The organism is Chitinophagaceae bacterium (genome assembly GCA_016710165.1).
Classification (GTDB): domain Bacteria; phylum Bacteroidota; class Bacteroidia; order Chitinophagales; family Chitinophagaceae; genus Ferruginibacter.
The window spans coordinates 256004-268199 of record JADJLJ010000005.1 but is presented as its reverse complement, the minus strand read 5'-3'; the positions used below and the strand labels follow the sequence as shown (position 1 = coordinate 268199).

At 47.2% G+C, this 12196-nt stretch carries 11 protein-coding genes and 1 other RNA gene; 10 read left to right on the top strand and 2 right to left on the bottom strand.

Translation table 11 applies throughout. From position 1 onward, the window contains the following. Positions 1–324: 324 nt before the first annotated feature. The 7 genes from IPJ02_17265 (at position 325) to IPJ02_17235 (ending at position 5815) form a co-directional block, all read left to right on the top strand. Positions 325–1206 carry a nucleoside phosphorylase gene (locus tag IPJ02_17265; GenBank protein ID MBK7377225.1) on the top strand — a complete coding sequence of 294 codons (882 nt, stop codon included), beginning with the start codon at positions 325–327 and terminating at the stop codon, positions 1204–1206. A gap of 1 nt (position 1207) precedes the next feature. Next, positions 1208–1990: a diaminopimelate epimerase gene (locus IPJ02_17260; protein MBK7377224.1), complete on the top strand. Its 783-nt coding sequence runs from the start codon at positions 1208–1210 to the stop codon at positions 1988–1990. Further along, complete coding sequence (locus IPJ02_17255) at positions 1987–2520, top strand: DinB family protein (protein ID MBK7377223.1); 534 nt, start codon at positions 1987–1989, stop codon at positions 2518–2520. Before IPJ02_17260 ends, IPJ02_17255 begins: the two co-directional genes overlap by 4 nt. Further along, a complete protein-coding gene (locus IPJ02_17250) occupies positions 2517–3455 on the top strand; it encodes a magnesium transporter CorA family protein (GenBank protein MBK7377222.1) in 939 nt (312 codons plus the stop codon). Before IPJ02_17255 ends, IPJ02_17250 begins: the two co-directional genes overlap by 4 nt. A 2-nt stretch (positions 3456–3457) precedes the next feature. Then, positions 3458–3910, top strand: a complete 453-nt coding sequence (locus IPJ02_17245) for an NUDIX domain-containing protein (protein MBK7377221.1) — start codon at positions 3458–3460, stop codon at positions 3908–3910. Positions 3911–4030: 120 nt separating this feature from the next. Further along, positions 4031–4639 (top strand): GNAT family N-acetyltransferase, encoded by a 609-nt coding sequence (locus tag IPJ02_17240; protein MBK7377220.1) that lies wholly within the window; start codon positions 4031–4033, stop codon positions 4637–4639. A gap of 153 nt (positions 4640–4792) precedes the next feature. Beyond that, positions 4793–5815 carry a proline iminopeptidase-family hydrolase gene (locus tag IPJ02_17235; GenBank protein ID MBK7377219.1) on the top strand — a complete coding sequence of 341 codons (1023 nt, stop codon included), beginning with the start codon at positions 4793–4795 and terminating at the stop codon, positions 5813–5815. A gap of 251 nt (positions 5816–6066) precedes the next feature. Here IPJ02_17235 and rnpB read toward each other — a convergent pair. Beyond that, positions 6067–6445: RNase P RNA component class A (gene rnpB / locus IPJ02_17230), an RNA gene on the bottom strand. A 375-nt stretch (positions 6446–6820) separates the two neighbouring features. Between rnpB and IPJ02_17225 the strand changes: the two genes are divergently transcribed. From IPJ02_17225 to IPJ02_17215, 3 genes are all read left to right on the top strand, one after another. Continuing rightward, a complete protein-coding gene (locus IPJ02_17225) occupies positions 6821–7216 on the top strand; it encodes a hypothetical protein (GenBank protein ID MBK7377218.1) in 396 nt (131 codons plus the stop codon). Positions 7217–7284: 68 nt separating this feature from the next. Beyond that, on the top strand, positions 7285–9867 hold the full coding sequence (locus tag IPJ02_17220) for a cation-translocating P-type ATPase (GenBank protein ID MBK7377217.1): 2583 nt from the start codon (positions 7285–7287) through the stop codon (positions 9865–9867). A 31-nt stretch (positions 9868–9898) separates the two neighbouring features. Next, entirely contained in the window at positions 9899–10393 is a 495-nt protein-coding gene (locus IPJ02_17215; protein MBK7377216.1) for a VOC family protein, read from the top strand. 12 nt (positions 10394–10405) lie between these two features. On the opposite strand, the gene IPJ02_17210 is transcribed toward IPJ02_17215, so the two are convergent. Continuing rightward, positions 10406–11953, bottom strand: a complete 1548-nt coding sequence (locus IPJ02_17210; GenBank protein MBK7377215.1) for a hypothetical protein — start codon at positions 11951–11953, stop codon at positions 10406–10408. Positions 11954–12196: the final 243 nt, after the last annotated feature.

Genomic DNA, 12196 nt, shown 5'->3' with positions numbered 1-12196 from the left:
ACAGGACCATTTGTATATTTTATCCTTCAAAACCCTTTGAGCTTTGCCTATCCGCCAGTTGGCGGATACAGGACCATTTACCTTTCCGCCAGCGGGCGGATACAGGACCCTGATTAATTAAAAATTAAAAATGAGGAATTAAAAATTGAATTCCCCTTTTCATTTTTTACAAGCGCAAAAATAGGGTAATTTTAAGGAAATTGTGCACCCAATCTAAAATCAATTGAACCACATAGAAACATAGGCACATAGAAATACCCACATAGATACTTATGTGAATAGCTATGTTTCCTATGTCCTATGTGGTTCAGCTAATAAACGAATATGAACCGCATTGCCGAATCAGAACTCATCATCAATGACCGGGGAGCCGTATACCACCTCAACTGCCGGCCCGAAGAGATCGCAACCACTATCATCACCGTGGGCGACCCCGACCGGGTGAAAGAAGTAAGCAAACACTTCGACAAGCTAGAGTGCAGGAACAATCACCGGGAATTTGTGACCCATACCGGGCTCATTGGTAAAAAAAGGATCAGTTGCGTAAGCACCGGCATCGGGCCCGACAATATTGATATCGTTTTGAACGAACTGGATGCGCTGGTGAATATTGACTTTGATACAAGGCTTGTTAAAGACAAGCTCACCTGCCTCAACATCATCCGCTTTGGCACGTCGGGATCCCTGCAAAAAGAAATACCGGTTGACAGTTTTGTGGCCAGTACCCACGGCCTCGGCCTCGATAACCTCATGCATTTCTACCGCATCCAGAATAACGAGGAAGAAAAGCAACTCATGCATGCATTCGTTACACATACACAACTGAGCAATGGAAAAGTAGCCCCCTATATCAGTATGGCCAGCCCGGCACTGCTAAAACATTTCACCAGCGGTTATCACCAGGGCATCACGGTCACCTGTCCGGGTTTTTACGGGCCGCAGGGAAGGGTATTGCGGCTGGGCCTTGGTTACCCGCAACTGATCAACAACCTCACAAATTTTAGTTTTGGCAATCACCGAATCACTAATTTTGAAATGGAAACATCGGCCATTTATGGTTTGGGAAAAACACTGGGCCACCATTGCCTGAGCCTGAGCGCCATTGTTGCCAACCGCATCACTAAGGAATTTTCTGCAAACGGGGAACTGGCTGTAGAGAACATGATCAAACGGTCATTACAGGTACTTGCCGATTCAAGCATATAAAATGAAGATAGAATTTTACAAATACCAGGGAACAGGAAATGATTTCATCATACTGGATAACCGCGATGAAAAATATGACAAGCTTACCAACGCAGAAGTGAAACTGCTTTGTAACCGTCGCTTTGGCATTGGCGCCGACGGGCTGATGATGCTGAATACCAAAAAGTACTTCGACTTTGAAATGATCTACTACAATGCCGACGGGAACCCCAGCAGCATGTGCGGAAACGGCGGAAGATGCCTGGTAAAATTTGCCTGCCTGGTGGGGATCCGTAAAAACACGTATCATTTTGTGGCCGTGGACGGAAAGCATGAAGCAGAGATCGACATGCAAGGACTGGTTCGTTTAAAAATGCAGGATGTATATAGTGTCGACTACCAGTCGGGGCATATTGTTGTAAACACGGGTTCGCCCCATTTTGTAAAATTTGCAAACGATGTGGCCAATGTTGACGTGGTGGAAACAGGCCGGGAGATACGCTACAGCAAAGAGTTCAGGGCGGAAGGCATTAATGTGAATTTTGTAGAGACCACGGACGATGACGGCATATTCGTGCGCACCTACGAACGGGGTGTGGAAGATGAGACACTCAGCTGCGGTACGGGCGTAACGGCCTCTGCACTGATGAGTGCCCACAACGAAAAAGGGTTTAACCGGGTGGAAGTAAAAACCCCGGGGGGAAGGTTAAGCGTTGAATTTGAAAAAATAGACGACCATCATTTTGAGAACATCTGGCTCTGCGGCCCGGCAGAACTGGTATATAAGGGCGAAATTGAAATATGACAAAGACCGGGATCATAACAGCGTCTGAAAAAATGTTCAGGCTATTTTCAGATACCTGCCGTACCATAGATGAAGCAGTGATGTTCAGCAAGCCGGGCGATAAATGGTCGGTGGCAGAGAATATCCGGCACCTCGTCATCTCCACCAATATGACCAGCCTGGCTTACCGGCTGCCCAGGTTCGTGGTGAAATGGATGGCCGGCACACCCAACCGTACATCAAGAAGCTTTGATGAAGTGAAGGAAAAGTATTACAGGAAACTAAGCGAGGGCGGACGTGCCAGCGCACGCTTCGTTCCCAAACCCATTGAAATAAGATACGGCAAACAAAAACTGCTGAACGAATGGGAAAAGGCAACCCGTAAATATGTAAATGCCCTTACAAAGAACCGTACCGAAGCTGACCTGGATAATTACCTGGTGAGGCACCCGCTGCTGGGCCGCATCACATTACGGGAACTTTGCTATTTCACCATCTTTCATACCCAACATCATTTAAACAGCATACAAACCCTCACCGGCAAGCCATGATACAGTATTTTAAGAACACCGACCACCAGACCCTTGCCATTGACAAGATCGACAGCGCCGTGTGGGTGAATGTGCTTCCGCCACTGAAACAGGAAGAGTTCACCGAACTGAGTGAATCAATGGACATACCCGTTGATTTTTTAAAAGACTCCCTCGATATTGATGAAAGAAGCCGGTATGAAATTGACGACAACGTAAAACTCATTGTCATCAAAACACCTACGGAGAACAATTCCTTCAACCTGAGCGATGCGTTCTACATCACCATTCCCATCTGTATCATCCTTACCAATAACCGCATTGTTACGGTCAATTCGTTCGAGAACGAGGCCATCAAAAAATTCCTGAACAGTTTCCAGCACCGAAACCCCGACGAGATGAACATGATGGTGCTGAAGATATTTGAAAAGATAACCACCACGTTCCAGGAATACCTGAAGGAGATAAACACACGCCGCAACAGCCTGGAACAGAAACTGTACGACAGCAACCGCAATGAAGAACTGCTGCAGCTGATGCGGATACAGAAAAGTTTTGTGTATTTCATCACCGCCCTGCGCAGCAACGAATTGCTGATGATGAAAATAAACCGCACCAATATCTTAAAACTCAACGACGATGAGAAGGATTTCCTGGAAGACCTCATCGTGGAAACATCGCAGGCGCTGGAAATGGCCAATACCTATACCACCATCCTGAACAGTACCCTGGATGCCTTTGCAAGCATCATAAGCAATAACCAGAACGAGGTATTGAAGCGGCTGACCACACTCACCATCTTTTTGAGCATCCCCATATTGATCGCCAGCATCTATGGCATGAATGTTCCCATCCCCTACAGCGAAAGCCACCTGGCCTTCTGGATACCGGTGATCTTATCCCTGGTGATCCTCGGACTGGCAGTATGGAATTACCTGAAACGGCTAAAGCGATAGACATGTTCAATATACGGGTTTACGGGATCTTAATGAACGAGCAGCAACAGGTGCTGGTAAGCGATGAATTCATCCGGGGCAAATACTATACAAAGTTCCCGGGCGGCGGCCTGGAGTTTGGCGAAGGCACGAGGGAATGCCTGGCCAGGGAATTCATGGAAGAGATGAACCTGAAAGTGGAAGTAGGCGATCATATCTACACCACCGACTTTTACCAGGTGAGCGCCTTCAATCCCGGTCACCAGATCATTTCCATTTATTATTTTGTAAAAGCGCTGGAACCAATAACAGCCCCCCTCCGCTCCTTCCCGTTTGATTTTGACGAACAGCAATTGAAAGTGTATGCAGAAGCAGGTGAAACAGAAACCTTTCGTTTCATAAACTGGGATGAGTTTTCAGAAGGGTCGGTTAGCCTGCCGATCGATAAGATTGTGGCTAAGATACTTAAACGTTGATTGGTTAATTAGTTAATTAGTTTATCGGTTTTACAGCACTACAAATTAACGGATTAACAAATTAACGGATTAACCAATAACGGATTAACAGATAACGGATTAACCAATAAACCATTTAAAATGGATCATTCCACTTTTTTTGACCAGGAGATCATTTTAGAAGACGAACTGGTAAGGATCGAACCCTTGCAGGAAAAACATTTTGAATTGCTGCTTCCCGTGGCCATAGAGGGATCGCTTTGGCTGTTCACCGTTGCCCGGATAAATTCTCGGGAATCATTCCGGAAATATTTTGACACGGCGCTGGAAGAAAAGAGGAATAAAAGGTCCTATCCCTTTGCCTACTATCATAAACAGCAACAGCAATATGTGGGCAGCACACGCTACGGCAATATTGAATTTCCGCACAAAAAACTGGAGATCGGCTGGACATGGATCCACCCCTCCCTGCAGGGAACAGGATTTAACAAGCATTGTAAATTTCTTTTACTGAACTATGGCTTTGAAACCCTTGGACTTAACCGCATTGAACTAAAAACAAGCTTACTCAATCATAAATCGCAAAAAGCCATGCTGAAGATAGGTGCAGTGAAGGAAGGCGTATTCCGCAAACACATCATCAACGAAGACGGAACCATACGGGATAGTGTTTACTTCAGTTTTATCAACGACGAATGGCCGGGTATAAAAAATTCCATCTTCAGAGAATTTGTTTTGGGAACCACATAGGCACATAGGAAACATAGTTTTTTGAACTTACATGCCAATGGCATGAATAGTCTATGTGATCTATGTGCCTATGTGGTTCATTAATTCCCCCATCAAACTTTTATTCCGGGATTTCAAAAGAAAATTTTATCTTTTCTGAACTAAAAATCATTTATGAGAAAGATACCAATGCTTTGCATGACCCTCCTGTTTTTTTCCTGCAACCTGGGTAAGCCAAAAGAAGTGACCATCAACAAATACCTCTTCGACCAGGTACAGACCGGCGGGGTGACCATCATCCCCATCGAAACCCCCAAAGGGAAATTCAAGGTATGGACAAAATACAACGGGGATAACCCTAAGATAAAAGTGCTGTTGCTCAACGGCGGCCCCGGCGCCACGCACGAATATTTTGAGTGCATGGAAAGTTTCCTGCAGCCGCAGAACATCGAATTCATCTATTACGACCAGTTGGGCTGCGGGCTTTCGGATAATCCAAACGACACAACCATGTGGGACCTCAGCCGTTTTGTGGAGGAAGTGGAGCAGGTTCGTAAGGCACACCACCTGACCAAAGATAATTTTTACATCCTCGGTCATTCCTGGGGCGGCATACTGGCCATGCAGTACGCATTAAAATACCAGGACAATATAAAGGGTCTTATCATCAGCAATATGATGAGCAGTTGCCCCGCTTACGGTAAATATGCACAGGAAGTACTGGCGCCGCAGTTCGATCCGAAAGTACTGGATACCATCCGGCAGATCGAAAAAGCAGGCGATTTCAAGAACCCCAAATACATGGAACTGCTTTACCCGAACTTTTATGCAAAACATATCTGCCGCATTCCATTGGATCAGTGGCCCGAACCAATGGTTCGCTCTTTCAATAAAATGAACCAGTCGTTATACGTTACCATGCAGGGCCCCAGCGAATTTGGTATTGGCGGAAACCTGGTCAACTGGGATGTAAGCAAGGAACTGCCCAAAATAAAAGTGCCCACGCTCACCATCGGTGGCAAGTACGATACCATGGATCCCGAACACATGAAATGGATGAGCACCCAGGTGCAGAACGGAAGGTATTTGTATTGTCCCAACGGCAGCCACATGAGCATGTATGATGACCAGAAGAATTATTTTCCCGGCCTGATACAGTTCATTAAGGATGTGGATGACGGGGCTTTTAAAAAGTAAGGTTTAAACCGTTTAAGGCATTCCAAACGTTTAAGGGTTAAAATGTTTGCTGCTAAAGAATAAGTTTACCCTATAATTCTAAGAGCAGAGTTAACATGTCGAAGCCACAGTAGTACAACTGATGCTCATAGCTTCTTCCGGCAATCGGGCTGTATTCGATTGCCGGGCTCTTTTTTTGTTTCTTTTTTGGAGAAGCAAAAAAGAAAATATAAATAAAAAAAGCCCGTCAGAAGCGGGCAATCTCTTTTAAAAAAATCTATCAGCCTGTAAGCCGGATTCTGTCTCCGCCGGTTGGCGGATGGTCATCATTTATCTGGCCCATGCATTACTGCATGGATCTTGCTGCCTACCCTTCAGCATCGGGCGAGCCGCCCTCAAACGCTGATTTACGTGGCATTACAGCACACAAGGTTTACCCGGTCATTGCATTGCTGCAAAAACCCGTGAGCTCTTACCTCACGTTTTCACCCTTACCCCGTCTCGCCTGGGGCGAGACGGGACGGTAATTTTCTGTGGCACTGTCTTCCCAACCAGGGGTCGGGACCGGCCGTTAACCGGTGTGTTGCTCTGTGCTGTCCGGACTTTCCTCCCTCCCGCCAAGGGCGGGAGAGCGATAACCCGGCTGATAGAAGGCAAAGGTAATTGTATTTTTTTGGCAGACCGCATTGGTGTAACAGGCTGGTAGTGTCATATTTTGAATGATTGTCATCCTGAGCCTGCCTGCCGGTAGGCAGGGTACGAAGGATCTCCTAATTAGGATCGTTTGCTTAACCTGAGATGCTTCGTTCCTCATCATGACAGGTCACAAAATATTCAAAATAGGACACTACCAACAGGCTTATTATGGTTGATGCCGGGAATAAATATTTTTTGAACAAGAAGTTCATTGGATCATGCTGTTGCACGCTAGCATTGACAGTCTCTCAAATATGGCAAACAAACTTTCTCCTCCGTTGCTGGCCTTATGTCAAAAAATTCATTAATATTAATAACTTCATCCCTGCTATGCACCCATTCCTCAAATACCTCCTCGCCTGGTTTCCCATGCTGCTGCTGGCCATCGGCAACGGCGCTTTGCGGGAATTCATTCTTAAGAAATACGTGGGAGAACTAACAGCACACCAGTTGTCTACGTTCTCTTTACTGATCCTTTTTGCCATTTACATCGGTCTCGTCATCAAATTCATCCCGCCTGCTTCAGCCAACCAGGCCTTGCTGCTTGGATCATTCTGGCTGGCGCTTACCTTATTGTTTGAGTTCGGCTTTGGCCGCTACCGGGGCAACTCCTGGTCAACACTGCTGGAAGATTATAACTTATTGAAGGGGCGTTTGTGGATACTCATTCCGGCCTGGGTGGCCATTGCGCCATATGTGTTTTTTAAATTGAGAAACAATGATTGAACCAGTACAACAACCTCTTTTAATTCATTCAAAATTTCGTTACTTTATTGAACAATCACCATTGATCTGTGAACTGGCACCGCTTAAGCATTGAAGAGACCTTTGAACTGCTGGATACCACCCCGCAGGGGCTTGCCGCATCCGATGCAGAAGAAAAATTACTTCAATACGGTCCCAACGAACTGCAGGAAGGAAAAAAGAAAAGCATCGCCGGCATGCTGCTGGCACAGTTTAAGGATGTGATGATACTCATCTTACTGGCAGCAGCCATTATATCGGGCATCATCGGCGACCTTACCGACACCATTGTCATCCTCATCATCGTACTATTGAATGCTGTGATCGGGTTCTTCCAGGAATACCGGGCAGAAAAAGCCATGCAGGCCCTCAAGCAGATGGCGGTAACACAGGCCCGGGTATTGCGTGAAGGCAACAGCAACTGGATACCCGCCACCGCCCTGGTACCCGGCGATGTAGTATTACTGGAAGCAGGCAATGCCGTTCCCGCAGATATACGCATCGTGGAATCGGTGAATTTAAAAATTGAAGAAGCCGCATTGACCGGTGAATCGCATGCCATTGATAAGATCACCCATTCGCTGGAAACGGATGACCTGCCCATCGGCGACCGCAGCAACATGGCATTCAAAGGAACCTTTGTTACCTATGGCCGCGGCACCGGCATTGTAATTGCCACCGGCATGCAGACCGAACTGGGCCGCATTGCCAGGATGCTGCAGGAAGAAGAGACCCTCACCCCCCTGCAGCAACGCATGGCATCGTTTGGAAAAAATCTTTCCATACTGGTACTTTTTCTTTGCATTTTATTTTTTGTGGCCGGCTGGCTACGGGGCGAAGACCTGGTGAAGATGGTACTCACCAGTATCTCCCTCGCCGTGGCAGCGATCCCGGAAGCATTGCCGGCGGTCATCACCATATCCCTTGCACTGGCGGCAAAAAGAATGATCCGCTTCAACAGCCTCATCCGCAAATTACCTGCGGTGGAAACCCTGGGATCGGTTACCTATATATGCACCGACAAGACCGGTACGCTTACCAAAAACAAAATGCACGTAGAAGATGTATTTGTGAACGGGCAACTGGTGGAAAGGAACAACTTATCGGCCGTGATACAACAGGAAGATATTAAACGGATGCTGCTGGCCTTTGCACTGAACAACGATGCCGTGGAAGACGGGGATAAGAATATCGTTGGCGACAGTACAGAGGTGGCATTGATGGAAGTGGCGCTGGAACAGGATATCAGGTCGGCCGACTGGCCACGCATTGCAGAGATCGCTTTCGACAGCGGGCGGAAACTGATGACGACCTTCCATGAACACGAAAATAAGATCATCTCATTCACCAAGGGAGCGCCCGATATCTTACTGCAGCGTTGCCAGGGTGTGGATGAACCAAAACTGCTGCAGCAGGTGGATGAAATGGCAGCAAAGGGGCACCGGGTGCTTGGTTTTGCTTACCGGTACTGGGATGCCATGCCTGCAGAGCCCGATATACTGGTTCATGAAACGGGTTTACGGTTCCTGGGGCTGGCGGGCATTATTGATCCTCCCCGGGATGAGGTATTTGATGCCGTGGCGCAATGCAAAACGGCGGGCATTGTTCCCGTGATCATTACCGGCGATCATCCGCTCACCGCAAAAACAATAGCACAACGGGTGGGTATCTTAAAAAGCGAAACCGATATGCTGGTAACGGGGAAGGAACTGGCAGCGATGGACAATGACAGTTTCCTGGCCAAAGTGGAAAAAATAAAAGTGTATGCCCGGGTATCACCCGAACAGAAACTGCAGATCGTGAAAGCCCTTCAGCAAAAAGGCCATTATGTGGCCATGACCGGCGACGGGGTGAATGACGCCCCTTCCTTAAAAAGGGCTAATATCGGGATTGCCATGGGCATTACCGGAACCGATGTTTCGAAAGAAGCAGCGCACATGATCCTGCTGGATGATAATTTTTCAACCATTGTGCGGGCGGTACGGGAAGGCCGGCGCATCTATGACAACATACTCAAGTTCATCAAATACCTGATGACAACCAACTCCGGTGAACTATGGACCTTGTTACTGGGGCCCATGATCGGTTTACCGGTTGCACTGCTGCCCATTCATATTTTGTGGATCAACCTGGTGTCGGACGGTTTGCCAGCCATTTCCTTATCCTTTGAAAAAGCAGAGAAAGACATCATGAACCGTCCGCCCCGGCCACCGCAGCAAAGTGTTTTTTCCAACGGCAGGGGCATGCACATGATCTGGGTGGGCATGCTCATGGCAGGCATCAGCTTATCTGCCCAGGCCTGGGCGATCAATAATGACCTCCATTGGCAGACCATTGTTTTCAATGTGCTATGCCTGAGCCAGATGGGGCATGTACTGGCCATCCGTTCCGAGAAACGATCGCTCTTCAGTATCGGCATATTCTCAAACAAACCACTGATCCTTGCTGTAATGATCGCCCTGTTGTTGCAGTTTGTTGTTACCTATACGCCCTTCTTACAACCCATCTTTCAGACCGAATCCTTAAGCCTCTATGAATTCATCATCGTAGGTGCTTCTTCTTCGTTGGTGTTCATTGCCGTGGAAATTGAAAAAGTGATTTCGAGGAAAAGATCAAAAAAAATAAATTTTTAATCGCTTAAACAGGCATTAACCCATATTGAAAATGAAAACTGATTATACGATCCCTTCCCAGACCCGTATCGGCCATGTTCACCTGAAAGTGTCCGACATAAAACGTTCGCTGGATTTTTACTGTGGCCTGCTTGGCTTTGAACTGGTGACCATGTATGGCGCCGATGCCGCGTTCATTTCAGCGGGCGGCTATCATCACCATATTGGCCTTAACACCTGGTACAGCAAGAACGGGCTGCCGGCACCGGTACATGCTGTTGGCCTGTTCCATACCGCCATTCTCTACCCCTCCCGGAAAGACCTGGCCACCATCTATAAACGGCTGGTGGATGCAAAATACCCGCTCACCGGCGCATCGGATCATGGCGTATCGGAAGCGCTGTACCTGAACGACCCGGATCAGAATGGCGTGGAATTATATTGGGACCAGCCGAAAGAAAAATGGCCGAAGAAAAAAGACGGCTCACTGGAAATGTATACCATAGCGCTGGACCTGGACGATCTCCTCGCAGAAGCAGGAAAATAAAAATAATGCGGGTCAGCGATGTTTGCTCAAAAGGTATTTGCCGTTGACGATCTCACTCATGGGTTTATCATACACTTTGCTTTCCACCCAACTGATGATATCGAGGTAAGAGAATACCCTCGTTTCAAAACGGTTCTTTTCAAACTGCTTGATGCGGCTGAGGAATTTTTTGAGCCCGGGTTTCAGTTTTTCAGCCGACTCGTATACATTGTTGCGCAGGAACCGGAACATTTCCTCTTCCACCACGGTCAGGTTCTCCATGCGTGACATGAAACGGAATACCGATTTTATCAGCGACTCAATGATCGCATCATTGCCCATTTCAAAATGTGCCATCAGGTGAAGCAGGCGGGCATAGCACTGCAGGTCGATACGCATATCCACCGGCCCGTTGATGATGGTCTGCAGGTGGTCGATGGACCTTTCGTAATTGCCATTGCCAAAATAAAGCAGGGCCATCTTATAATGGATCACAAGCACCCGGTGCCTGTCGATATACATCGAAAATTCCTCCAACCCTTTTTCAATATCCGGAACCAGTTTCAGCCCCTCGCCAAAACTACCTTTCATCAGGTGCTGGTTGATCTTGGCACTGGTCAGGTAAACAAAAGCCTGCATGCGGAAGTTGTCGTGCTGGTTGGCGGGCTTGGAAAAAGTGAACCGCTCAAAGCGTACCAGGTAACCATCAAACTTTTTAAAATTGCGCAGGTTGAAGTTTGCGGTAAGCAGGTTGTGCATGCCTTTGATGTAATGCCCGGTCTCCACCGTTATCATCAGCGGCTCGTTCTTAAAAAGGTCAACCCATTTCCTGCTGTACCGGTAGTACATTAAAAAGTCCTGGCGGATGAATGCATACCAGCAATAGCTCTGGTAGAGGTAAAGCAACTGGTAAAAACCGGTTATCTTCTGCGGGTCCACGTTCAGGTTCTGCCGGAAGAACTGCTTAACGCCGTTTTCATCTTTTTCATTGCGGGCATGGCCATGCTTTACATACCACTGGTACAACTGCAGCGCCAGGTTGGAAAGGCTGGTTATCATGGTACGCTGGTCATTCACTTCATTGGCCTCCTGTGTCAACCGGTCGGCAGCACCTTCGCCACTCCGGGTGATGTGAAGGGTCTCGATCTTTTTCTCCAGTGATATTACCTGTATCAGGAAACTTTCCTGGTGGTAACTCTTTGCCAGGTCCTTTACTTTTTCCAGTATCCGCAGGCTTTGCAGGTAAAGGCCCCGGTTGTAAAGGATGCGGGCATAATCCAGTTGCTCATGCAACTGCAGGTCGATGCTGTCCGTGCTTTTCAACAGACGCAGACTGGCCAGCAGTTCTTTATACAGGTGGGCCTTCAGGTTAGCCAGCTGGGGCTTTTCTACCCCGGGTATCTTTTTAAGAATGAGTTGCTCGTTGTAGTCCCTGGCTTTGTCGATCGCATCAAAAAGCTGGATGATCTTGAGGTCCTGCCGGGAGGAACTGCGCTTGATGTAAAGTTTAAAGTGCCTTTTTTCAGCCTTTTCAAGCGACTTTACCAATTGAAACAATATATCGGTTGAGCGGTTGGACATCATAAACAAATTTAGCTATAATCCTTTACTGCAAAGGGTTTTGATATTGATAAACTGTTTTTAACAGGATAAAATCATCCCAAAGCTGGTTAGGTACAGCGCATCACACATCTTATTTTTGTTTCAGAAAGATGTTAGATCATACAGCAGGCAATCGCTAAAGGGAACAATCAATCGTTAGAAGGCATCTTTCAGCCTGGCGCTGACCCGGTCAGCAGATAAAAGAAATCAAGATTTTCATAT